The organism is Ruminococcus bromii (assembly GCF_002834225.1).
In the GTDB taxonomy this organism is placed as follows: Bacteria; Bacillota; Clostridia; order Oscillospirales; family Acutalibacteraceae; genus Ruminococcoides; species Ruminococcoides bromii.
Genome location: NZ_NNSR01000013.1, coordinates 1 through 24,872, shown reverse-complemented (window position 1 = coordinate 24,872; position 24,872 = coordinate 1). Strand labels below are relative to the sequence as shown.

At 41.8% G+C, this 24,872-nt stretch carries 23 protein-coding genes and 1 other RNA gene; all 24 read right to left on the bottom strand.

Features of this window, described 5'->3' with window-relative positions:
• Positions 1-7 precede the first annotated feature (7 nt).
• The gene (locus RBATCC27255_RS00290) at positions 8-1,015 is read right to left on the bottom strand and encodes a phage major capsid protein (RefSeq protein WP_101028237.1); all 1,008 of its coding nucleotides are present in this window, start codon (positions 1,013-1,015) and stop codon (positions 8-10) included.
• 18 nt (positions 1,016-1,033) lie between these two features.
• Entirely contained in the window at positions 1,034-1,369 is a 336-nt protein-coding gene (locus RBATCC27255_RS00285; protein WP_101028236.1) for a hypothetical protein, read from the bottom strand.
• A 13-nt stretch (positions 1,370-1,382) separates the two neighbouring features.
• Positions 1,383-2,378 (bottom strand): hypothetical protein, encoded by a 996-nt coding sequence (locus tag RBATCC27255_RS00280; protein ID WP_101028235.1) that lies wholly within the window; start codon positions 2,376-2,378, stop codon positions 1,383-1,385.
• Complete coding sequence (locus RBATCC27255_RS00275) at positions 2,368-3,522, bottom strand: phage portal family protein (RefSeq protein WP_101028234.1); 1,155 nt, start codon at positions 3,520-3,522, stop codon at positions 2,368-2,370. The genes RBATCC27255_RS00280 and RBATCC27255_RS00275 overlap by 11 nt, the downstream gene beginning before the upstream one ends.
• On the bottom strand, positions 3,519-4,778 hold the full coding sequence (locus RBATCC27255_RS00270; RefSeq protein ID WP_101028233.1) for a PBSX family phage terminase large subunit: 1,260 nt from the start codon (positions 4,776-4,778) through the stop codon (positions 3,519-3,521). Before RBATCC27255_RS00270 ends, RBATCC27255_RS00275 begins: the two co-directional genes overlap by 4 nt.
• The gene (locus RBATCC27255_RS00265) at positions 4,768-5,238 is read right to left on the bottom strand and encodes a terminase small subunit (protein ID WP_021883169.1); all 471 of its coding nucleotides are present in this window, start codon (positions 5,236-5,238) and stop codon (positions 4,768-4,770) included. The genes RBATCC27255_RS00270 and RBATCC27255_RS00265 overlap by 11 nt, the downstream gene beginning before the upstream one ends.
• A 257-nt stretch (positions 5,239-5,495) precedes the next feature.
• Positions 5,496-5,804 carry a thioredoxin gene (trxA, locus tag RBATCC27255_RS00260; protein ID WP_015522872.1) on the bottom strand — a complete coding sequence of 103 codons (309 nt, stop codon included), beginning with the start codon at positions 5,802-5,804 and terminating at the stop codon, positions 5,496-5,498.
• 23 nt (positions 5,805-5,827) lie between these two features.
• Entirely contained in the window at positions 5,828-6,028 is a 201-nt protein-coding gene (locus RBATCC27255_RS00255) for a ferredoxin-thioredoxin reductase catalytic domain-containing protein (RefSeq protein WP_046433028.1), read from the bottom strand.
• A 291-nt stretch (positions 6,029-6,319) separates the two neighbouring features.
• Positions 6,320-7,474, bottom strand: coding sequence for a 3-phosphoglycerate dehydrogenase family protein (locus RBATCC27255_RS00250; RefSeq protein ID WP_101028232.1), 1,155 nt, complete (start codon positions 7,472-7,474; stop codon positions 6,320-6,322).
• Positions 7,475-7,561: 87 nt separating this feature from the next.
• Positions 7,562-8,647, bottom strand: a complete 1,086-nt coding sequence (gene serC, locus RBATCC27255_RS00245; RefSeq protein WP_101028231.1) for a 3-phosphoserine/phosphohydroxythreonine transaminase — start codon at positions 8,645-8,647, stop codon at positions 7,562-7,564.
• Between the two features lie 152 nt (positions 8,648-8,799).
• Complete coding sequence (gene pyrF / locus RBATCC27255_RS00240; protein WP_101028230.1) at positions 8,800-9,735, bottom strand: orotidine-5'-phosphate decarboxylase; 936 nt, start codon at positions 9,733-9,735, stop codon at positions 8,800-8,802.
• Positions 9,736-10,054: 319 nt separating this feature from the next.
• Positions 10,055-10,401, bottom strand: a transfer-messenger RNA (tmRNA) gene (gene ssrA, locus RBATCC27255_RS00235).
• 18 nt (positions 10,402-10,419) lie between these two features.
• Positions 10,420-11,346 (bottom strand): hypothetical protein, encoded by a 927-nt coding sequence (locus tag RBATCC27255_RS00230; protein WP_101028229.1) that lies wholly within the window; start codon positions 11,344-11,346, stop codon positions 10,420-10,422.
• Between the two features lie 12 nt (positions 11,347-11,358).
• On the bottom strand, positions 11,359-11,808 hold the full coding sequence (smpB, locus tag RBATCC27255_RS00225) for an SsrA-binding protein SmpB (RefSeq protein WP_101028276.1): 450 nt from the start codon (positions 11,806-11,808) through the stop codon (positions 11,359-11,361).
• A 212-nt stretch (positions 11,809-12,020) separates the two neighbouring features.
• On the bottom strand, positions 12,021-13,016 hold the full coding sequence (locus RBATCC27255_RS00220; RefSeq protein WP_101028228.1) for a leucine-rich repeat protein: 996 nt from the start codon (positions 13,014-13,016) through the stop codon (positions 12,021-12,023).
• Positions 13,006-13,629, bottom strand: coding sequence for an ABC transporter ATP-binding protein (locus RBATCC27255_RS00215; RefSeq protein WP_101028227.1), 624 nt, complete (start codon positions 13,627-13,629; stop codon positions 13,006-13,008). Before RBATCC27255_RS00215 ends, RBATCC27255_RS00220 begins: the two co-directional genes overlap by 11 nt.
• Positions 13,630-13,638: 9 nt before the next feature.
• Positions 13,639-14,331: a DUF2705 family protein gene (locus RBATCC27255_RS00210; protein WP_101028226.1), complete on the bottom strand. Its 693-nt coding sequence runs from the start codon at positions 14,329-14,331 to the stop codon at positions 13,639-13,641.
• Complete coding sequence (locus RBATCC27255_RS00205; protein WP_101028225.1) at positions 14,318-15,073, bottom strand: WxPxxD family membrane protein; 756 nt, start codon at positions 15,071-15,073, stop codon at positions 14,318-14,320. The genes RBATCC27255_RS00210 and RBATCC27255_RS00205 overlap by 14 nt, the downstream gene beginning before the upstream one ends.
• Positions 15,060-15,821 (bottom strand): hypothetical protein, encoded by a 762-nt coding sequence (locus tag RBATCC27255_RS00200; protein WP_101028224.1) that lies wholly within the window; start codon positions 15,819-15,821, stop codon positions 15,060-15,062. Before RBATCC27255_RS00200 ends, RBATCC27255_RS00205 begins: the two co-directional genes overlap by 14 nt.
• Before the next feature lie 118 nt (positions 15,822-15,939).
• On the bottom strand, positions 15,940-16,386 hold the full coding sequence (locus RBATCC27255_RS00195; protein ID WP_101028223.1) for a DUF2712 domain-containing protein: 447 nt from the start codon (positions 16,384-16,386) through the stop codon (positions 15,940-15,942).
• 525 nt (positions 16,387-16,911) lie between these two features.
• Positions 16,912-18,636: an adenine deaminase gene (ade, locus tag RBATCC27255_RS00190; protein WP_169923188.1), complete on the bottom strand. Its 1,725-nt coding sequence runs from the start codon at positions 18,634-18,636 to the stop codon at positions 16,912-16,914.
• Positions 18,637-19,083: 447 nt separating this feature from the next.
• Positions 19,084-21,498, bottom strand: a complete 2,415-nt coding sequence (locus RBATCC27255_RS00185; protein ID WP_101028221.1) for an alpha-amylase family glycosyl hydrolase — start codon at positions 21,496-21,498, stop codon at positions 19,084-19,086.
• Positions 21,499-21,532: 34 nt separating this feature from the next.
• Complete coding sequence (locus RBATCC27255_RS10340; protein WP_169923187.1) at positions 21,533-23,188, bottom strand: starch-binding protein; 1,656 nt, start codon at positions 23,186-23,188, stop codon at positions 21,533-21,535.
• Positions 23,189-23,498: 310 nt separating this feature from the next.
• On the bottom strand, positions 23,499-24,764 hold the full coding sequence (locus tag RBATCC27255_RS00175) for a replication-associated recombination protein A (protein ID WP_101028219.1): 1,266 nt from the start codon (positions 24,762-24,764) through the stop codon (positions 23,499-23,501).
• Between the last annotated feature and the right edge of the window lie 108 nt (positions 24,765-24,872).

The following is a 24,872-nucleotide window of genomic DNA, read 5'->3' as shown; positions in this document are numbered from 1 at the left end:
TCCCTCCTTAACAGCTCATCACCTTTGACGCCTCTGTAAAGATTTTTGAAAAACCAGCGGTACAGGTAACTGCGGCTCTTTCAAGCTGACGGTCAATAAGCTTGTCGTAATCTGTAACAACACCGCCTGCCTGAACCATTTCAAGCGCACAGTTTTTGTCAAGACCGATAATCTTACCGCCCTCAAGCTCAGGAGTGTGAAGAAGGCTTGCACCGAGAGGTGTAATCATTCTGCCCGTAGCCTGAAAATCAAGACCTGCGTTTGAATCCTGAAGCTGAGAGAGCGAAAGAATCTTCTGCATTTCGGGAGTTGACGCAAGAATTGTGTTGAGTTCATACGGAGCAAGCTCTGTCCAGAGCTTTAAAAGGTCCTCATATGTAACCTTGCCGCCTGTTGCAACACCAAGTGTGCCGGCGGGATTTTCATTGCCGTCACCGTTCACAAGCACATCAATCGCATCTTTAAGCTGTGCTCTTGCAATATATGCGCCAATCTGATTGAGTGTTACGGTAAAGAGGTCAAGACGCTGAAAGCGAAGTGCCTCATATGATGCAACAAGCATTCTGCCACGCTTGTGAAGCTTAACAAGGTTTTCTCTTGTCTTAACCTCAGTCTGCGGAATCTTTGCACCCTCGCCGACGAGTTTAAGGCTCTTATCATCCTCACTCGGAACAGATGCAATACTGCGGTAATCCATACCCTCAATGTCTGTCACGGTTGCCACAAGATTTGGGAGAATATCCGCTCTCTCCATGCCCTGCATAACGGCTCTGCTCACATATTCGGGGAAAAGTGCCGCAGAGTTTGAACTCTGAAAAAACTTTTCAACACAGTCGCTGTTTCTGCCCTTAACCTTAATGTCAAAGCGTTTGAGCTGACGGGAAAATGCGTCAAGTCCCTCAAGTGCAGTACCTCTGTAATTTTCTGACGGATCAAGCTTTTCAAGTGCGCCCGAAATTCCGCCCTTTGTCTGATACATACCCTTTTCAATTGTAATATTTTCAAAATTTGCCATAATATCTTCCTCCCCTTATCAAAGAATAAATCCTACCGAAGTGTCTGTTGAGTCAAGCACAAGGTACTCTCTGCCGGTTGTTGTAACCGACACGCCACCGACTGCCGTTGCAGAAAGCTTTTTGTAGCCGACGGTGATTTTCTTGTCGCTCTTAACCTTTACATAGCCCGAAAGCTGAACAACCGCATAACCGCCTCTCACGCTTACGCACACACCGCAAAAATTCTCGCTTGCGTCACATTTTGCAACTGTGCCGTTGTCCTTCATCTTAACAGGCACGCCTGCCTCCGTAATTGTTTTGTCTGCAATAAATGTTGCGGCATTTTCGCCATAACCGTTAAAATTTACATTCATAATAATACCTCCGTTAAATACTGAACTGACCGTTTTCCACGGCGTTATTTCTCTTGTCCTGCTTGCAGTAAAGCTGCGGGACAGGCTCAAAAGCTGCTTTCTTTTTCTTTTCAAATGCTGACTTAAATTCTCTGAGCTGTTCAATTGTCATGCTCTTTGCAACGCTCTCCATTGTTTCGCCCGAAATGTCAGGCTGAACAAAAGCGGCAAGTCCCACAACATCACGGGTAAGGCTTTCACGGTACAGCACACCGTCCTTAGCCGACTTTTTAAGCCCGTCAATATATTCGCACAGCTTTCTGCTGTCGCTCTCATCAAGTGCAAAAGCCTTTTTGTTTTCAATGGCTTTAAGAATTTTCTCCATATCATTTTCCTTTCCAAAAATTTTGTGACCTTTCGTAATGCCTGCCCTCTTTTGTGACGGCACGGCAACAAAGCTCCATTCGTATGCGTCATACGGGTTCACAAGTTCACCGCAACAAAGCTTTGAACCGTAAACCTCACCCTTTTTGTGAGTACACATCGAGATGTCCTCACCGCACACATTGCACACAACCCTGCCAACGGCACAGCCAACGCTTACTTCCTTGATAATTCCGCTGTCAATCGCAAGGATAATATCCCTGTTGCTCTCACAAACGGGAAGATATGCCCTTGCCTTGAGCCTGTAGTAATCGTCACCCAAGGTCGTTTTCTGACCGTCAATTTTCTCAACCTTACAGCTGAAAATTCTCGCCGTCTGATTTTTGGCACTCGGATTGTGGTCAATAATTCCTGTCTTGCCGACAAAAAGCTTTTCAAGCTCATAAAGCGAATCTGTTGTAAAGCGTTCGCCGTCACGGTCAACATCGTTGTCACACAGCACAACCGAAAACGCATACACCTCATTTTTTGCAAGATTTCGCCTTGTAAAGCGGTTAATCAGTTCGAGTTCATCATCACCGACAGTCTGATTTTCACCGTCAACAACACCCGAAACACCGCTTTTAATAAGTTTGTTATCCTTCATTCTGCACCTCCGCTCCAATCTGTCTTTCAATGTTCATCGCATTTGCATTGTTAAGTCTTGCCTGAGAAAGCTCAACCGCATCCTGAAGATTGATCTTATCCCACTCAATCTTAAAGCTGTCGTTATAACCGCACATTTTAAGATGAGCCGACACAATTTTTGTAATCACGGGTTCAAGCACTGTGCGGTAGTAGGCAAGCTCGCTTGTGAGGATATCCGCCTGCTGTTCGCTCATTCTCTCCGTACTCGACCACGAAATGCCGAGCAAAAACGGCGGAATACCAAGCTTTGCAATAATCTGCTCAAGAATATGCCTTACTGGAATGTCACAGTCGGGCATATCGCTTTCAGCACCGATAACCTTAATGCTGACATCGCCGACCGACACAAAATCACACACGCTGTCGCTTCTCATCGCCTTTTTCCACTCATCGGCAACCGCCTGTGCATTTTCTCTGCTCACAGCCGAACCGTTTGAATCGGGATTGAGAGTAACCGCAAAACGGATATCGCCAACCCTCTCCCAGTTTGTTTTTACCGACTCAAAAATCCTCAAAAGTATTGAGCTGACAAACGGCAAACCGCTGAGTATGGAAGTACCGCACACAGTACCCGGCTTGGGATTAAGCAGGGTTGCAAAAATCCTTTCCGGATGCTTAGGTTTTTCGGCTGTACCGTTGCCGAGTGTGTAAACAGCAAGCTTCAGCGGAGAAGAATCCGCTCTGATTTCAACATCATCAAGGCTTGCATTATACAATGCGCAAATTCCTTCACCGCCACTATCGGGAACAATCTCACCGACCGCCTGTCCGTAGGTGAGAAGCGAATCAAGATAGCAAAGCACAAAGCTTTCAAGTCCCATCATTTCACCGTTTGTGCGGACATTTTTAACAAAGCTGTCGGCAATCTTCTGACTTTCAGCTGATGAAGTCACAATTTTGAATCCGCCGATAAGTCTGATAATTTTGCAGAGTGCCGCATCAATAATCGGCACAGACTCACGCAAAGTTGTGTACAGCTGCCTTTCCGTTCTCGTCTGAACGGCAAATCGTGAGAAAATCGGCGAATTATTTCTCGTTTCTCTCAAAACGGTCTGCACCGTCTTTATGCTCTCGGTCTTTTTATTTTTTCTGCCAAGCCTCAAGCTGTTTCCTCCTGTCTTTTGGTTGCAACGGCAAAGAATCCGTCACAACCGTAAATTTTCGTAGCGACAAAATATCTTATGTCGTCCATTGCATGGTCGTTTTCCTTAACAGGTGCGTCACTGCGCCCTGAACCGTCCCAACGGTAAAGCGAAAATTCCCTTCTTGCGGCTCTGCAATTTTTGCAGATTCTGATTTTTCTGTCCTTCAAAGCCTGCGAAGTCTGCCTTATGCCGTTGATAACATTGTTTTCAGCCGACACAACCGTGTATTTTCCGTGTCTCCTTATAACCTCAATAAAGCTTGCGGCAGACGGATCGACAATCACACATTCGATTTTCCGCCCGTCAATCAGCTTTTCAAGTCCGTCATAATGCTCCTCGTCGGTCTTTTGAAAGCCCTGCGTGCGTGAGTTGAAGTAGTATTCGTCAACCCTGTACCACACACCGTTTTTTCTGCCCCACAAACCGAATGATGCGGGATTTACAGTACCGTAATCGCACGATACCGCCCAGCTTTCAATATCTGACGGAATATCGCAGTACATCTTTTCATCGTCCATAAACGGATAAACCGCACCGAAAACGGCTACCCATCTGCCCTTTACGAACCTCTCGTAAAACACACCCGAATACATACTTTCATACCTCTTGATAACCTCGGGCTTCAAAGACGGATTGTCCTGCATTGTAAAGTGCAGATATAACGCATTTTTGTCACCGCACTTCTTAATCCACTCACGGTAGAACCAATGCTCAGGAAATTCGGGATTGCAGTTAAACCAAAATCTTGAGCCCGACACGGAACATCTCGCCAATGCCTGTTCAACGAACGACCTCGGCATCAACGCAACCTCGTCAAAAAGCACACCCGAAAGCGTCATGCCCTGAATGAGCGATGCGGATGACTCGTCCTTGCCCCCGAAAAGATAAAACCTGTTCATCACTCCGTTAACGCTCACGGTCAAAATATTCTGCGACAGCTTTTCTTCACACTTAAAACCGAGTGATTTCAAAATCGGAATCACGGGCGTAATCATATTTCGCCTTAAAGAACGGATTGTCTTTCCGCAAAGTGCAAAGTCCGAATTAGCAAAATCGTAAAAGCTCCACAAAATGAACGACAGCGACATACAAAATGTCTTTCCGCTGCGCACAGCACCGTCACAGATGATTGCGTCCCTGTCACGAAAAGCCGACTCCCTGTTCCACCACGAAAGCACGGTAAGCTGTTTTTTAGAAAAAGCTTTAATTTCCATTTTCCTTGTCATTCACCGCCCTTGCACTGTTTGAAATGGCGTCAAAAAGCTGTTTTGCGCCTGTTTCATGCTCTCCGCCGGCACCGAGTTTTTCAAGTGCCTTTAGCCTGTCAAAAAACTTGATTTCCATTGAACCGTCCTTTGGTCTTTTAATCTCCGACACAAGGAACAAATCCATTCCCTCAAGGTCCTCCTTGCTCGGATCACTTTTGTAAAGCAAAGAAATTGCGTCGCAAATGCTCCCGAAAGCCAACCGCTGATACCCTGCCGCCGCCATATTGGCAAGGGATTTTTCTCTTAGCCGTGACAGCCGTTCAAGCTCGGCTGAAATTTCGGGACGGCAGATAAGCTCTTCCCCCTTCTGCTCACAATCCCCTGTGTAGCCTGCCTTTTCTGCGGCAAGCTCGGAATTTCCCGAACCGAGAAATAAACTGCAAAACTTCTTTTCCCTACCTGTCAATTTTCTGATATCTCGTCACCTCCGTTTTTCGAGAGGCTTTATCAACGCCTCTCACTTATACCTGCAAAATTCAAAAAAATTGCATACTTTAATGCATTTTTCCAAAAATATTTTTAAAAATAATTAGTCACAACCAAAAATCAATCGCAAAGATTTCCGCCTGATCCCCCTCAAAAAAACCGCCTTTCCAAAATCAGGTAATAAAAAAACCGTGTGTACTTTTCTGTACACACGGTTTTGTGTTATAGTCGGTATATTTACTTGAGCATTTTAAGGATTTCGTCCTTTTCACGATAACCTACTGCCTTGTTGACGAGCTGACCGTTTTTGAACACCATAAGAGTCGGGATACTCGACACATTATACTGCATTGTAAGGTCGGGTTCTTCGTCAACATTAACCTTGCCGACAAGAATTTTGCCGTCATATTCGTCAGCGATTTCTTTCACAATCGGGGCAATCATCTTACACGGACCGCACCATGTTGCCCAAAAGTCTACAAGCACGGGGATATCCGACTGCAAAACCTCCTGTTCAAAAGTTTCTTTGTAAAGCTCTATTTCCATAACAATCCTCCTGTTCGGTTATTTTAATCTTTAGATTTGTAGTAAAGCATACAATGACAAAAGCCCTCAAAATCGGGATCGGCAATTTGCTCTTTGAATTCCTTGCACATACACTTGTATTCCTCTGTACGCTGAATTCTGCACGGGCAGTAACCGCCTGTCCTCTTCAAGCCCTCTTTAACTGTTTTTACTACTTCTTTGTCGGGATTAAGTGTTATTTTCATCTGCTCACCCCACAATTTTTACGGCGTTTGCCGTTAATCTCTTCCCTTGCCTATACTATATATCGCAACCCTAAAATTGTCAAGCGGCGGTGTGTCACCGCACCCCGTTCGTGAAGATAGTTTCTGTAATGCAAAGCATATTATGCCCGAGCGTAAAATTGCTATTGTTTGTGCAATACAGTATCACAACATAAAATTATATTCACACACAAAAAATCCGAACATCAAAAAACGATGTTCGGATAATTTTTTACAACAATTAAATTTTCAATTTTTAATTAAAAATCAAAATCAGATTGCACGAACTCTGATTACGCCGTCAACTGCTGCGATTTTTGCAAGGTCATCTGCACCTGCGCCTGCAACATCAATAATTGTGTAAGCATAGTCGCCGCGGCTCTTTGAAAGCATATTTTCAACATTTCCGCTTATCTGAGAAAGAACCTTCTTAAGAAGCTCGGGAACATTCTTGTGAGCAACACAGAAACGGGTGTCGTCAGCATTTGTTCTTGCAAGTGAAATTGCAGGATAGTTTACGGAGTTGATGATGTTACCGTTCTCGAGATACTCCTTAACCTGATCACAAGCCATAACAGCACAATTTTCTTCACTTTCGGGAGTTGAAGCGCCGAGGTGCGGGAGGCAGATAATATTCTCTTCACCGAGGATATCGTCTGTGCCGAAGTCTGTAACATACTTAGCAACCTTGCCGCTCTTAACAGCCTCAAGAACTGCTGTTGAATTAACAAGACCGTCACGGCTGAAGTTGAGGATACGAACGCCGTCTTTCATCTTGGCAATCATATCGGCGTCAACCATATCTCTTGTGTCGTCAGTGAGCGGAACATGGATTGTGAGATAGTCGCAATTTACCATAACATCTTCTGCGCTCTTTTGGAGCTTAACTGTAGGAGCAAGCTTGAGAGCGTTGCCTACAGACATAAACGGGTCAAAGCCGATTACATTCATACCGAGAGCAACAGCGGCATTTGCAACAAGAATACCGATTGCTCCAAGACCGATAACACCGAGTGTCTTGCCCTTGATTTCGGGGCCGACGAACTGACTCTTGCCCTTTTCAACCATCTTACCGACAGCTGCACCGTTGCCCTTGAGAGTCTTTGCCCATTCATAACCCTCAATAACCTTACGGTTTGAAATAAGAAGTCCTGCGATAACAAGCTCCTTAACAGCGTTTGCGTTAGCACCGGGAGTATTGAAAACAACAATACCCTGCTCGCTGCACTTATCCTTCGGAATATTGTTTGTGCCTGCGCCTGCTCTTGCAATTGCAAGAAGGTTATCGGCAAATTCCATATCGTGCATTGCAGCACTTCTTACAAGAACTGCGTCAGGGTTCTGAACATCGTCACCGTATTTATAGTTATCACCGAGACGGCTTGTGCCGATAGCGGCGATTTTGTTTAATGTAAGAATGTTATACATCAAAATCAATCCTTTTTAATTTTTTATTTTAAGAATTTACAATAACAGGCGAACAGCGTTCGCCCGTTATATCATAATATTCAATAATTACTTGTTTTTAGCCTCGAACTTCTTCATAAACTCAACGAGTTTTTCAACGCCCTCATAAGGCATAGCGTTGTAGATTGAAGCTCTCATACCGCCGACTGTGCGATGGCCCTTGATATTAACAAGACCGTTTTCAGTAGCCTCTTTAACGAATTTAGCGTCAAGGTCAGCGTCACCTGTAACGAACGGAACATTCATAAGCGAACGATCCTCGGGAACAACAGTACCCTTGAAAAGCTCTGAAGAATCGAGGAAACCGTAGAGAAGGTCAGCCTTCTTCTTGTTGATTTCATACATCTTATCAAGACCGCCAACCTCGTTCTTAATCCACTCAAGAACAAGCTTTGCAATGTAGATTGTGTAGCAAGGCGGTGTGTTGAACATTGAACCGTTGTCAGCGTGAGTTTTCCAGTTAAGCATTGTAGGAGTAATATCCATAGCGTTGCCGATAAGATCCTCACGAACGATAACAACCGTAAGACCTGCCGGAGCCATGTTCTTCTGTGCGCCTGCATAGAGAACGCCGAACTTTGAAACATCAATCGGTCTTGAAAGAATACAGGAAGAAATATCTGCAACGAGCGGAACATCACCTGTGTCGGGAAGCTCGTGATAAACAGTACCGTAAATTGTGTTGTTCATACAGATGTAGAAATAGTCAGCATCCTTTGTGAATGTTGAAGGATCAAGCTTTGGAATGTATGTGAAGGTCTTGTCAGCCGATGAAGCAACAACATTAGCCTGACCGTAACGGGCAGCCTCTGCATGAGCCTTTTTAGCCCACTGACCTGTGATAACATAATCAGCCTTACCGCTCTTTGTCATAAGGTTCATAGGGATAGCCGCAAACTGTGTTGACGCACCGCCCTGAAGGAAAAGAACCTTGTAGTTGTCGGGAATGTTCATAACCTCCCTGAGAAGAGCCTCTGCACCCTCGATGATTGTACCGTAAATTTTTGAACGGTGTGACATTTCCATAACGCTCTGACCGCTACCCTCATAATCGAGCATTTCTGCCGCAGCTTTTTTAAGCACAGACTCAGGCAGCATTGAAGGACCTGCCGAAAAATTATATACTCTTGCCATTTCTGATATCTCCCTTTTTAAAGAAAATTTAAAAATATAGTTGTAAAAATAAATACATTTAAATTATACGCTTTTAGCACGCTAAAGTCAATAAATTCAAAGCGATAAAGCATAAAAAACGAAAAATTTCGTGATTCTGTTGTGCAAATGAATCAGCCAAGCTTAATTTTGCCGATGCAACCAACGATTTCATCTCTCATACGCTCTGCTTCTTTGCGAGCGGCAACGGCAAAATCTTCTTCTGTAAGCCCCTGCTTTTTCCATGCACACATAATGCCGCGGCTTGAGTTGATGATTGCGCCAAGACCGTTTTCGTCAAATGCGTTTTTAACATCATCGGCACCGCCGCCCTGAGCACCGTAACCGGGAACAAGGAAGAATGTGTGCGGAAGTTTTGCTCTCATTTCACCGAGCTGTTCGGGATATGTTGCACCCACAACTGCACCTACTGCCGAATAGCCGTGCTTACCCATAAGGTCTTCGCCCCAGCCTTCGCACATCTTGCCCATATGCTCATAAACACTCTCGTTTGTTTCAAGCTTCATATCCTGAAGTTCGCCCGAGCTTGGGTTTGAAGTTTTTACAAGAACAAAAATGCCCTTGTCGTCCGAATCGCAAATTTTTGCAAGCGGCTTGATACCGTCTGTTCCGAGGTAGCCGTTTACCGTGAGTGCGTCTGCACCGAATGCGTCAATGCTTTCGCCTGCAACATCTGTATGACCGAGGTGTGCCGTAGCATATGCCTCCATAGTTGTGCCGATATCGTTACGCTTGCCGTCTGTGATAACGAACATACCCTTTGACTTTGCATAAGCGATTGTGTCGCAAAGAGCCTTAACGCCCTGCCAGCCGTACATTTCATAATATGCAGCCTGTGGCTTTACGGCAGGAACAATATCATAAAGCGCGTCAATAAGCGCCTTGTTGAACTCAAAAAGTGCAGCAGCCGCACCCTCAAGCGTCTTGCCGTACTTTTCAAAGCATTTTGTTTTGATTGATTCGGGAACATAGTCAAGCTTTGGGTCAAGACCTGCAACCGTAGGATTCTGCATTTTTACAATGTTTTCGATAAGTCTGTCAAATGCCATGGTAATTCTCCCTTTTGTTTTTCTTTTTTCGGTCGGGCAGACAAGCTGCGTTCCGACTGCAATATCCGTCTTTTACAATATTGTTATTCCGTATAGGCGGACAATCCTCTTAAATCCCGATTCATAATATCGGTTCATCTGTAACACGCCGCATTTCTCCTTAGATTATACCATATTGTGTCGGGGTGTTACAACTACAGCTATAGTTTCAATGGATATGATATTAAAAAACAGTTTAAACTTGCTGTTAAAACATTTTTCAAAAGCCGTCAAACGAGCCTTGTTCAGTGTTTATCGGTTGTTTGACGGCTTTTTGTTATGGTGGAGATGAGGGGAATCGAACCCCTGTCCGAAAAAATCTTGCCAAGGTTTTCTCCGAACGCAGTTGGTGTTTTAAATCTCCCTCGGTGCATCGCCCATCAACAGGCTATGCACTTTGGCAGCTCCTAAGCTGTGACAGGGTTCGGAGCGCTCCCCTGTTCACATTTACCTCTAATCGACGCCCCTTACACAGCCGAGGTACTCTGTGCAGGAACGAGCAGCACTCAGGCTGCTAAAGCAACTGTTTTGTTGTCAGTTAATTTTAAAGTTGCGGATTTTATGGCGGTTCCGCACCGCCGCTCGCTTACCAAGGTTTGAAATCCCCGTCGAAACCTTTACATCCCCATATTCAATTTAAAAATTTTATATTGAAAACCTGTATTCAGCGGCAGGCTTATCAAGCATTTTTTCACAGCAGACAAGACAACATTCAATGTGCTTTGTATTCGGCTCAATCGGTGAATATATCACAGCCGATTTCAAATTGCTTTCGCTTGAATTATCTACTGCCAAAGCAACAACTCCGTCATCGGTTGCCAATCCGCCCATACCCTTGAAAGGTTTGTCAAGCTCATCAAAAAGGCAGAATATCACTGAGATTTCATCATCACACGAATACTCAACATACGGAAGCACAATATCATTTTCAACAAATTCTTTCATTTCGGAATTATCGGCTGAATACAAAAGTTTAAGATTTTTAATCACAATCTGATTTTCACCGTCAAAAATTCCAATCGGAATATTTACTTCCTTGCCAACTTCAAGACTGAGTTTTGCTAACGGATAATCTGTCTTTTGATATTTTGAAAATATTATTTCAACATTCTTTGTCAAATCAAACGAAGACAAATCATCAATTTTATTCTCAAGTTCAATAAAGCTTATGAACAGAGAATCAAGAGGAGCGTCCAAAAGCCTGTCGCTCTTCCAACCGAGTTTCATAAACTCTGATATGATATATGACCTTGTTAATTCGCAACATTCAAGCGTTTCGCCGCATACAGAGCTAAATTCAAAACGCTGTCCGTCAATTACAATTGCGGAAAAATCATCGGATAAATCAGATTGATTTTTCTTTTCAAGAATAATATTTTCTCTGAAAGTCAAATCTTCACAGCAAATATCCTCTTCGGCACAATTGAAATTCAGCAGAACAAGTTCGGTTTTATCGGACGAATTTGCAAAACCGAGTACAGAATAATCGGTATCAAAGGCGGAAAAGTCCCGTCCGATTAAAGCAAAATCGCTGTATTCCGAAATCTTTTCGTACAGGCTACGCAAGCTCATAATAACACCAAACTATCTTCTCTGTTCTTTAACGGCGCGTTCCATATCACGCTTTGCGGAGCGTTCTGCCATATCTGCACGCTTATCGTATAGCTTTTTGCCTTTGCAGAGTCCGACCTGAAGTTTGACCTTGCTGTCTTTAAAATAAAGGCTGATCGGGATAAGTGAATATCCCGTCTGCTTAACCGTGCCGTAGAGCTTTAAAATCTCTTTTTTGTGCATAAGAAGTTTTCTCACACGCATAGGGTCACGGTTAAAGATGTTTCCCTGCTCATAAGGAGAAATGTGCATTCCGTTGACAAAAATTTCGCCGTCAACAATCGAACACCAGCTGTCCTTGAGATTCACTCTGCCTGCACGCAAGGATTTTACTTCCGTACCGCAAAGCTCAATTCCTGCTTCATAGGTTTCCTCGACAAAATAGTCGTGTCTTGCCTTTTTGTTCTGAGCAATTGTTTTCATATTTGCCACCGCACATCCTCCCTTCTGTTGTGGAATATGTTATTATACTATTGTTTTGAGAATTTGTCAATAGTTCCAATCAAGAAATTAAAATCAGCGGCTTTTGTGTAACGGATTTTACAAACCGCGATATAATAAAATCTCCTATGGCAGTTTTTAGTTCTGCCATAGGAGGGCTGTAAATTTAAAGATTTATTCATTGCTTATCAGATTTAATCGTCTGTGGCTTTGAAATTTATTTTATTTTCGGTCGCAAAGGTGTGTGCATAGGAATCTGTCGGGGCGTGGATTGTTAGGTCTTTTGAGTCTTTGAAGGCAGATTTTCCTATGTAGGACACATTTTTGGTCAGGTAGATATCCTCAAGGGAGTAGGATTCTTTAAACGCATTATCGGCAATGAATTTTACTGTATCGGGAACGACTGTTTTCTTTGCACCGCCGTAATTTATTGCATCATCTGCAATTGAAATCACATCCAAGCCGTCAATATGTGCAGGAATTTCAAGCTTTTCCTCTGACGACATTGGGTTATAGTTAGTTATTACGCACACGGGCTTGCCTTCATCATAGATAACATCATAATTATAATATTCGCCGTAATACGCACCGTTTCTGATTTTTGAATAATCGGTATTTTTAGCCTCCGGATTTTCAGGCTCGGTCGTATAGTTTTTATAATTGATTTTATTTTCAACCGCAAATTTTTCGGCATAAGAACCCTTTTCGGCATATATCGTAAGGTTGTCAATGCCGTCAAAAGCGGTTTTTGCAATCTTATTTACGGAGGGCGCAATATAAATTTCCGTTATATTTTTTGAATCCTTAAATGCGTCATCCTTGATTTCACAAATGCCGTTGGGGATAACAACTTTTTTAAGACAATCAAAGCCGCTGAAAGCTTCCTTTTCAATAGCGGTTATTTTTGTATTTTCATCATATGAAGTCGGAATATACGCATCGTCCAAGCCGTAATATCCGCCCCGAAACAAGCCGACAGTGGCATAAAAATTTCCGTTTTCATCGTCTTGAAATTGAATTGAAAACTGACCGTCAGCTGAAGCCTTTAGACTATATTTTTCATCAACAGCCATTTGTTCAAATCTGTTATTTACGATTGTTGCTCTGGCAAGGAAAGACAAGCCGAGCAAAGCGGCAACCGAGATGCAAAGAACAACGAAAAATTTATGAGTAAACAGTTTACTTTTCATGCAGCTCACCTTCTGTCATTTTCAAAACAACATCACAAATTTCTTCCAAATCCTCTTTGTGATGAGTTGTGATAACCACGAGCGCACCTCTTTCTTTTTCTTCTTTAAGAAGCTTGTAAATCAGCTGTACACCGTCATTATCAAGTGCATTTGTCGGTTCATCAAGCAGGATGATTTTCTGCTTTTCAAACACAGCCTGAGCAATATTCAGCCTCTGTTTCATACCAAGCGAAAACTTTTTCACCTTTAAATCGGACTTTAATCCAACACGCTCAAGCGCTGTTTTAATATCTTCATCTGTGGCGGTTTTCTTGATTTTGCCGAGGATTTTCAGATTGTCAAAAGCATTGTACTGGGGCAACAGGTTCATATTTTCAATCACGATGCCTATGCTCGGAGGGAATGACATATCCTTGTGCAAAACCTTTCCGTCAATCACAACAGAGCCGCTGTCGGGAACAAGCAAGCCTGCAATTGCTCTCAAAAGCATAGTTTTGCCCGAACCGTTGTGTCCGTAAATTCCGTAGATTTTGCCGTACTCAAAATTGTAACTTACATTATTTAAAATCGGTCTTGATTTGATACTTTTACAATAATTTTTTATTTCTACCATAATATCACCTCAAAAAATATCGGTTTTCTTAAATCTCAAATTCAGAATAAAAATGCACAAAGCATTTAACGCAACTATGAATAACAGGTATCCGTAGTAAATGCTCTCGCCCGACACAGCACCGTTCTGCATTCCGAACATCAAGCTCGGGAAGAGAAGCATTTTCCAAATCGGTGCGTCAACGAAATTCTGAACCAAATAGTACGCAATAAAGCAATAGATGAAAATTCCTATGTTCACAATGTGTGCAGGAATACTGATTTCAAGCAAAGACTGAATAACTATCAGCGAAAAAATTGTCAAAAAGTACATAATCAAAGATTTAAGAGTTCCGCTTTCAACGGGAGTCATACTTTCTCTTGCAACAAAAAAGATTATGAACTGGAACAAAACAATGCAAATCAATGCTATAAAATTGTTAAGACAACGCTTTAAAATCAGCACTGTTTTTGAATAATTGCGTACAATCAACATCTTGCCGTAGCCTTGTTTAAGGTTCTCAATTGAGCCGCTTGTAAAGAAGAGAATAAAACACACAGGCAGCAAAAGCGGCAGAAATTTTGAAATTTCAAGGCCGTAATCGCTTGGAGCTAAACCAATCATAAAGGCATTTTGAAAGTTACCCTGAAATACACAACTGAACAATTGAGCAAGGCACGCAACAATTAGTATTATCGACAAAACAAGCTTACTTTTTAACATTACTCAAAACATCCTTTTTCTGATACAAAAAGTAGGAAGAGAAGATAAGCAAAAACATCATAAGCAATGCTCTTAATATAATGCCCCACATATCCGACAGAACCATTTCGCCGTTCATAAGTTTTGACAACACTATGGCATCTCTGAACGGAAGCCACACCCTGCTTATCATAAAGGCTACATCTGCAAAAAACTCTGTAAAAATCAGAGCTATGGTGATAATTGGAGCAACTTTTGTAGAAATGATTATTCCGAACGAGAGCATAACGAGTCCTGCTCTAAAATAAAACAAAAACAAAGTCAAAAGTTCAAGTGCCGAATATTGCAGAAAATTCGATTCTAAAATCAGGTTAATGTCAAAGCAGATGAGTGCCGCAACTACGCTGACTGCTTCTATCAAAAATGAAAACAGAAAAGCAAATACCGCACAATCAGCAATTCTTCTTGTAACAAAAGAGGCTCTCGATTTCAGTCTTACAATGTAACTTACATTATCATCGGTAAATATGTAAAACAAAAACAGAACAAACACTACTATGAAAATGCAAGCAACATTACCTGATGCATTAAAATCTCCGTTACCTGCAACTCTGCAAAAAACACCTTTTGGGCTTAACTTCTCAGCATAATCCGAATTAAAATAATTATAAAATCGTAAATATGTGTATGTGCAAAGCATAGTGAAAAACACTGCGCAAAGCGGAAGTATGATTGCATACTTTTTTAATTTACACCTGATCATACTTAGTCACCTTAAAGAACGAAAACAGAACAGCAATTATATTTATTGCTACTACAAAAATAATTGTAAAAGTATAATGTGATAAAGGATACACAGTAAACGGGGTTAATGCTCCTATGATAGACGGTTTGATGGCAGTCGATATATACCATAATATGAAAGCTAACGGATAAAGAATAAATCTGTTTGGAAATGCCATTGCAAGTGCCGTTGCACCGCTTCCCACAATACCGCCAATGAATGAAAAAACAAGAATATAAAGTATGTTATAAAACATCGGATTGCTGTAAGACTGAAGTAGATTGGATTCAGATTTCAGCATTTCCACATCAGCAGGAATATATGTACCTCCCGCAAAAACAATATGCACCATAAGAAGATTGAGTAAGAGAGGAATTATAAGCACAAAAAATGAAACAGTAAAACTTTTAAGCATATTTAATGCAAAATATTTATTCTTACCTCTTTTGGTGACAAGAATATTTTTGTACCCTATTCTGTAATCTTCAATGCAATCATCCGCAACAATAATTGCCAAGAACAACGGTAAATACCCTGTCAACACGCCTTGAAGTCCTGCCGTCATGAAAGATCCCAAAAAAGTAACTAATCCGGGAACAGGAACAGATGCTCCTTTGAACACATCCACAAGAGCCATCAATATATCTAAAATCGGAGCTACAAAAATAAAAAGTATAACACCTAATTTAAGTTTGTTATTAAATATTCGGGTAATATAATATGACATATTTTTCACCTCAATTTATAGGCTGATTCGTTATATAGTTATATGGTAAATCTGCAAATGACTTATGAGGAATAAAAGTTAATTAACTAACAGTAATTTTTAAAAGCAGTAAAACTTATTAGTATGAAAATGCGTGTTTTGCTGTTTCTTCGTCCCAATATCCTGAAACATTATACTTATTGCCATCTTCCTTGTTATTGTTCTTAATAGCAAGTCCAACATTCATTTTTTTGCAGGAATCATACGCATCAAAATATTTATTGCCACTTCCCTGTTTTACAGCTTTTACATTTGACTCTTTTGAATACCAAGGTCCTGAAAGATAGAAGTACATTATGGTACCTTTACCTTCTTCTGAATAAGTAAAATTAACTTTCCAAGGAACTTCTATTCCTGAATTACCTCTGTACTCTGCATTAGTATAAACCTTACCCTGATATCCAGGAACCTTCACTGAAAACGGAATATCATTATCAGATCCGTATGCCGTTGCACCAAATGCAAAAACGGAAATAAAAACGGTTGCCACAATTGCCATTGCTAATAATCTTTTATAGAATTTCATTTCGTCACCTCATTTTTCTTAATATCCAGACCTCCTCACAAGCCATTGTACAGATTTACCATTTAAACAAACGCAAATGCACGGTTTATCTGTTTAAATTATTTGTAATATCTTGATGTTTTTAATTTTCAACTATTGCATCTTTAGTCGTATACAACTGATAATTCAGTAGAATACACTTAAATTAGCTCTGTAATTATTATTGCAATACTTTTTATACATTGACTTTATAATGCTATTATATCACATTTTAATAATATTTCAAGCAAATCAGGTAATTTTCACGACAAATTTTTACACAATAATTTGTAAATATTGCACAATGGCTATTATTTAATATTGTATTGCTATATGCTTTAAATCAACCAATTTCTTTTATATTCAAATTATACAAATGCAAAGTGACTGTAAAATGACTATAGCCCTTTTACAAAATAAAACAGGAAAACAAAGTGACAAATACGCATTTTGTTTTCCTGCTTAAATTATTTGATATTTTATTGTATTATTAAAAGTTTCCGCACATCAGAGCATTTTCCAATTTTCCACATCAAACACACCTTTGGTGGTTATTCTCAAGCTTGGGATAACGGGCAGACTTAGAAACGAGAGAGTCATAAACGGATCAATGCTTTTGTCCGCGCCAAGTTCATATGCAGATGACTTTGCATTTTCAAGCTTTTCGTTTACGGTTGTCAGCGGTTCATCGGACATCAAGCCTGCAATCGGGAGTTCGAGCAGAGCCTTAATTTTGCCGTTTTCAACAACTGCGATACCGCCCTTGCTGTCCTTGATTGCGTTCACGGCAACGGCAATATCATCATCATTACAGCCGACTGTGATAATGTTGTGCGAATCGTGGGCAACAGAGGTTGCGACTGCACCCGATTTCAGCGAATAGCCTTTAACATAGCCGACACCGATATGATTTGTGCCTTTGTGACGCTCAATGCAGGCAATTTTCAGAATATCGTTTTCCACATCAATTTTATCTGCTGTGCCGAGATTGCGTGTGAGCAATTCACCGCCGACAAGACCGATAAGCCCGAGTTTTCCGTCAACCTTGAAACTGCTCGGAGTTACGCTGTCAAGGTGGAAAGTGTCAAAACATTTTTCGGCAAGCTTTTCATCAACTGTGGGAGCAGAAAAGTCCTTAACTTCGCCGTCAAAAACAAGCTTGCCACGCTTGAAAACAGTTTCAACATTGAAATCTTCAAGATTATCAACAACAACAATATCGGCAAGATAACCCGAAGCAATCGCACCTTTGTTATTGAGCAAAAAGTATCTTGCAGCATGGTGGGTTGCTGTTTTGAGGGCAACAATCGGATCTGCACCGTTTTTCAGCGCCTGTTTTACGATGTAGTCAATATGACCGCCGTAGAGCAAATCACTTGGATGCTTATCATCTGTTGCAAACATACACCTTGAGTAATACTGCTGAGTCAAAAGCGGCATAAGTGCCTTGAGATTATGGGCGGCAGTACCCTCTCTTATCATAATAAACTGACCTTTTCTCAGCTTTTCAAGGGCATTTTCAAAGGTGGAACACTCGTGGTCGGAATAGACACCTGCGGCAATGTATGCGTTGAGGTCATTGCCCGAAAGCTCAGGAGCGTGACCGTCAATTTTCTTGTGATGAGCCTGCGAGGTAACAATTTTTGAAAGCACATTTTTATCGCCGTTGATAACACCAACATAGTTCATCATCTCTGCAAGTCCGAGTACCTTTTTATTATTATCCAAGTACAAGTCAATATCCTTGCAGTCAAGCTCCGCACCGCTCTCGTCAATTTCTGTGGCAGGCACACATGACGGCATCATAAAATGAACATCAATCGGCAAATTTTGCGATGCCTGAATCATATATTCAACTCCGTAAATGCCCATTACATTTGTGATTTCGTGAGGGTCGGTTATAACTGTGGTTGTACCGTGGGCAACAACTGCCTTTGCAAATTCAGCAGGAGTCACCATTGAACTTTCAAGGTGAATATGTGCGTCGATAAAACCCGGGAGAACGAGTTTTCCGCTGACATCAATCTCTGTTTTACCGTCATATTTTCCGACACCGGCAATCAGTCCATTTGCAACGGCTATGTCACCGCACAAAAATTCATTTGAAAACACATTAAGATACTTTGCGTTTTTCAAAACAAGGTCTGCCTTTTCCCTGCCTGCCGCAACTGCAATTAGTCTCTGCTTTGCTGCAAGCTGTCTGTTTATTTTCTGTTCGAATATTTCCTGCATAAAAGCACCGCCCTTCTTATATATATTTACAAGATTATAACACTTTGCAAAAACCATTTCCATAAGTAAATTTCACGAATATCATACGCTGTTTTTTAGCAACTTGCATAAAAATTCTGCAATTTCAAAGAACTATAATAAATAGTTTTTACAATTTATCATTTTAATATGATATACCACGATAATTTTTGCAATGTGAAATTTTTTATGTTTTCATCTCTTAGAGTTTTTTATTATGTATCAGTAAATTGTTGCCGTAAAACTCACTTTTAACATACAAAATGTTACAAAGCCTTCAAATACACAAAATATAATATTATCCTCAACTACGCTCAAATATACAAAATGCATTCTCAAAACAAGCGCAAAAAAACGACACTCCGAAAAATATCGGAGTGCCGTAATTATTTTGTTTAATTACAGATTCAGGAATAAACCGAGTCGGAATTATTTAGCGTAAGCTGAATCTCCGCCGATCTGACCGTCGATACCTGTAAATCCGCTTGCGCAGCATACATAAACTCTCATGTTAGCCTTAGCAAGTTCCGGAACTGTAAGTGTACCGTCTGTAACATACTTAACATCACCTGTAACAGCGTCAACATACTTGCCGTTAGGAATGTTCTTAAATGTTGCACCTGAAGAAATTGAAACGAGTGCAAGGCTGTCTGTGTTGTCGTCAGTATAACGGCGAACATAAGACATATCTCCACCTGTTACATATGTGTTTGATGCTGTGTACTGACCCTTCTGGAGAGCGGGGATAGCACGACGAATAGCATTAACCTTTGAAAGGTGCTTACTGAGCGGGCTTGCAAGAGTGTCAGCAACAGTGCCTGATGCTGTGTACTCACTGAAGTCAGTAGCGTTTACAGTACCCTCAAGATAATCACCGAAGTATGCACGACCTGAGTTTTCAAGAGAAATAAGTGTACCCTTATCAATAAGCTCACCCTTCTTGAACTCAACTTCTGAACCATAGTATACGCAAGGAATACCACGGAATGTGAACATAAGATCCATATTCTCTGCCCATGTCTGTGTACCGCCTGTGAAACGAGTTGTTTCATCCGGCTGTTCAGGAGCATAGTCGTGTGAATCAACATACATTACGCTGTATGTTGCATCATTGTAATACTGGTCGTTGTTAACAGCGAAGTTATAAGCGTTCTTAGCGCTACCGAACATTCTGTGCATCTGGAAGTCAATTGCATCCATGCCTGATGCCATAGAACGGTCGGAACCGTGATATGTAATACCGTCAAGGTAAGCGTTGTCGCTCTTTGGCTGTGTAGAATCCATATCACCGTTGTAATTATCTTCTTCAAGATAATGCTGAAGAACGAGGTTCATGTTGTCGTTGATTTCTGAAGCTGATGTGCCCCAGTTCCAGCTGTCTGCCCACTTAGAGTTAGACTCTTTCCATGTGTAGTAAGGAGTTGACTCCTCGGCATGGCCACGATACCAAACTGATGTGTATCTTGTGCAGATTTCGCCGAACATATAGAAGTTAGGCTTGCCTGCTGCCTTAGCAGCGTCCATAAGCTGATCATTGAACATAATGTTGAGAGATACTCTCGGAATGTGACGAACAGTATCAACACGGAAGCCGTCAACGCCCATATCCATATACTTTGAATATGAATCTACAACATATTCTGCAACTGCAGGGTTCTCTGTGTTAAGGTCAACGCAGTCGCCTGCAATCTGGCTGAACTTTGTTGTCCAGTCATCATAGTTAGGACTCTGGAAATAGCCTGTATGATAGTAGTTGTTCGGGTTGTAAGTATCACTCTGTGAAATCTTATCCATAGAGAAGTCCTTAGCTGCGGGCTGAGGTCCTGTTGAGTTACCGTTGTCGCCTGAGTAAGTAACATTCTTCATAAGATTAAGTCTCTGCTGATACTGAACACCCGGCTTCTGAGCCCAGTATTCCTCAGGTGACTTAAGGCCGTATGTATCAAGAAGATACTGTGTAGGAATCAATGACTCCTGAAGGTTGCCAAGGTCTTTAGTTGTATCCTTTGTGAAAAGATCACAGAAGTGTGCTTCACCAAAGTTACCTGTGTGCTGAAGAACTACGTCCTGAATAATCTTCATGCCCTTCTGGTGAGCATCGTGAATAAGATCCTCGTATGTGTAGTCTGAGCTTTCATAACGAGCATCAACTGTTGACAAATCCATAGCATGATAGCCGTGGTAGTCATAGCCTGATCCGTTTGTAACAACAGGTGTTACCCAAATTGCGCTGAAGCCGAGAGCCTTGATGTAGTCGAGCTTTTCGCCAAGACCCTTGAAGTCACCACGCCATGCAGGGTCGTCATCACCGTTGCCGGCTGTGCCGTCATCCCAGCAATGAACATCGTTGCCTGTATCGCCGTCATAGAAACGGGTTGTCATAACGAAGTAGATTGTTTCTTCACGCATATCAACGCTGCCAATCGGATCCGGCTCGTCAGGGTTGTATTTTGACCACTTACCGTTCTCAAAGTACCAGTCTGAGCTTGCTCCTGACTCAAGCTTTTTCTCTGTAGAGTACTGCTTGCCGTCTGCGTCTGTGATAATTGCGTTTACTTTTGTAACATCAGCTACATGGTAGTTGTACCATTTGTCGCCCTTTGTCATCTTCTCACCGGGGTAAGACTTTGACATAGCGCTATTTGTAGGAAGCGAGTTCCACAAATATACATATGGCTGAGTGCTGTCCTTCATTCTTACATGAATTGTAATGCCTGTATTTGTTGTATCCGCAGCAACAGCATCAGAGTCGGAACTCTGAGCTGCATTTACAGAAATCACGCCTACGGTTACAACCATCATTACAGCAAGAACAAGCGCACACAGCTTCTTGATTCCTGTCATAAGTATATCTCCAATCTTTATTATTTAATTTAGATTATTTAAGATTTACAACAATTGTCTGGATAATAGTTGCGTCTTTAATGCTGATTATGCCGTCACCGTCAAGATCACATATTGCAAGATCAAGCTGATCGAGCGAAGGAACACCTGCGTCATGAACAAGTGACTTCTGGAGATATGTTGTGTCAATAACAGTTACAGCACCGTCACCGTTAACATCACCGCGGAGTCTTTCGGGAGCAGTTGTAGGCTGAACTGCTGTAGTCGGCTGAACCGGTGAAGTAGTTGGCTGTGGCTTTGTTGCAGGCTGAGGAGCTGTTGTAGGCTGCGGAACAGTAGTTGGCTGAGGAGCTGTTGTAGGAACAACAACTGTTGTCGGCTCAGTAACATCATCTGCTGCTGTGTAAGTATATGTCTTGTTTACTGTGCTGTTGTCAGAGCCCTGAACATATACATTAACCTTGTATTCGCCCTTCATTGTAGGAACGAATGTGTAAATGTTGTTGAGTGTGTAGTAAGGAGTGTTCTGAGCGCCGTTAGGATCAGTTACAACATACTTGTAGAAAAGAAGGTTTGTACCTGTCTTACCGCCGCCTGCCTTAACTGTTACAGTAGCAGTTGAGTTAACCTTAATGAGGTTAAGGTTTGCAGGAGTAACACTCTTGATGATTGGCTTAACAAGTGCTGAGTCGTCCTTAACTTCAAGAGTCATTGTACGGCTGTTTGTGTTGCCGTCTGTATCCTTAAAGTCAAATGTAATTGTGTATTCACCTGCAACTGTAGGAGTCCATGTTACTGATTTTGCTGAAGAGAAGTCGGAAAGTGTTGATGTTCCGCCCTGTGCGTTAGTAACAGAGAACTTGTAGCTTACTGCTGCACCGCTCTTATTGGCAGCAGTTGCAGAAAGCTGTACATCTGTACCTGTGTAGATGTTTGATGCAGGATCAGCAGTAAATTCCTTAACCTGGAGAGGGCTTGTATCATAAACAGACCACTGATTAGTCTTGTTGTTGTATATATAGCCGTCCTTTGCAGTAAGGTCTCCTGTCTGTGACTGACCGCTGTTGCTGAAGATGCAGCTTGTAAATGTCTTTGATGCAGTATACTGATAGACATTGCCGCCGATGTTTGTCATCTTTACGCCCGGCCATGCGCCGTTGCTGTCAGAATTGCTGTTCCACATATAAGCAACAGGTGTTGCCCAACCTGCCTCGTTATTGAGGAAAATAGTTGTGCCTTCACTGCCCTGTGTGGGAGTTGTTGCTGTTGTTGCTGTTGTTGCTGTTGTTGCGCTTGTAGGTGTCTGAACAGTTGGACCCTGTGAAGGAGCACCTGCATAATCCGACCATGTTTTCTTTGAAAGGTCATAGATTTTGCCGTGACCCGGGTATGCAAGGTCGCCTGTCTGATCTGAGCCGTTGTTGAAGATTACCATTGTATAATCCTTGTCAAGAGTGTAGGAATATACACCGTCTTCAACCTTTGTCATTGCTTTACCCGGCCAAGATGCGTTGCTGCCGAGACCGTCAGTCCACATATAGCAGTTAACATTTGACCAGCCGTTGTTTACCTTAACGTAAACAGTATCGCCTGTTGCAGCAGAAGCGCTTACTGCACCGACGAATACGGTTGAAACCGCCAGCATAAGGCAAAGCACAAGGCAAATGATTTTGTGTTGTCTTTTTACCATTTTGATTTCCTCCAAAATTATTTTTTGTTGCATGTGTGAAGCTACTCAACACTACTCCACAATTACTCCTTAATTTTACATTATCGAATCGGTTTTTATTTTCTTTTTTAGAATAATAAAATATCTTGTGTCACAAAATATTCACATTCAAATTGTGCATATTAAACAATAAGAAAATAAATAGCAAGAAATGAAAATATAAAACGCAACAAATCAGATGTGTACTTATAATTTTCGAGCTTTTTTGACCGACTCATAAACGACTTTTATATTAACTTGTTTTTTTAAAATCAAAATTCATTAAATCGGATTACTTCCCCTTGATTTTGTCCCAGTAGGCTTTGAACGCCTGTTCGTTCTTGTTTTTGCCGTACTCATAATACTTTTTATCCTTTAATGCGTCGGGCAGATATTGCTGTTCAACATAGTGGTTCGGAAAATCATGGGGATACAGATAAAACTGACCCTTATTCGGGTTGTCTTCTCCGTCGCAGTGCTTATTCTGCAGTTGTCTGGGCACCGGTCCCGAATTACCTGTGTGAATATCTGCCAAGGCTCTGTTTATTCCCATATATGCCGAATTGGATTTTGGAGCATTGCACACCATCACCACCGCGTCTGCAAGGGGTATTCTCGCCTCGGGAAGCCCTACAGCCTGCGCCATATCCACGCACGACTTTACAATCGGCAAAAGCTGCGGATACGCAAGCCCCACATCCTCACACGCACACACCATAAGTCTGCGGCATGCACTGGGCAAATCGCCTGCCTCAAGAAGTCTTGCAAGATAATGAAGCGCCGCATCGGGGTCACTGCCGCGCATACTTTTCTGATATGCTGAAATAATATCGTAATGCTCATCGCCCTCGCGGTCATATCTTACTGCACTTTTCTGCACAAGCTGTTCAACGGTTTCAAGTCTTACAACCTTTTTTCCGTCAATTTCATCTGTTGCAATCACGGAAAGCTCAACCGCATTCATAGCCTTGCGAACATCTCCGCCACAGCCTGTTGCAATTTTTTTTGCACACTCCTCCGACATTTCAATATCAATGCCACTCTCTTCGGCAAGAAAATCACATGCACGGTAAACCGCCCTTTCAACCTCGTCGGGAGTAACCGGCTTAAATTCAAAAACTGTTGAACGGCTGAGTATTGCGTTATATACATAAAAGTACGGATTTTCGGTTGTTGAAGCAATCAGGGTTATACTTCCGTTTTCGATGTATTCAAGCAGGGTTTGCTGTTGCTTTTTGTTAAAATACTGAATCTCATCAAGATAGAGAAGAATACCGTTTACTCCTGAAAATGTGTTGAGCTGCGAAACAATTTCCTTTATATCGGCGGTTGACGCAGTTGTGCCGTTCAGCTTTTTGAGAGTACGGTTTGTTTTTCTTGCAATATATGTTGCAAGTGTAGTCTTGCCCACACCCGAGGGTCCGTAAAAAATAAGATTCGGAATATCTCCGCTGTCAATAATTTTCCGCAATGGCTTTTCGGGTGCAATAAGATGCTTTTGTCCCACTATATCATCAAGAGTTTTCGGGCGGATTCTGTCCGCAAGCGGTTTGTTCATAGTTTTTTCCCCTTGTGATTTTTAAGTTGCATATTTTCTGCATATTTCAAAGTTATCATTCTCGGCTTAGTCCTCGCCGGTCGTTATTTTAAGGCTGTGAACCTCGGC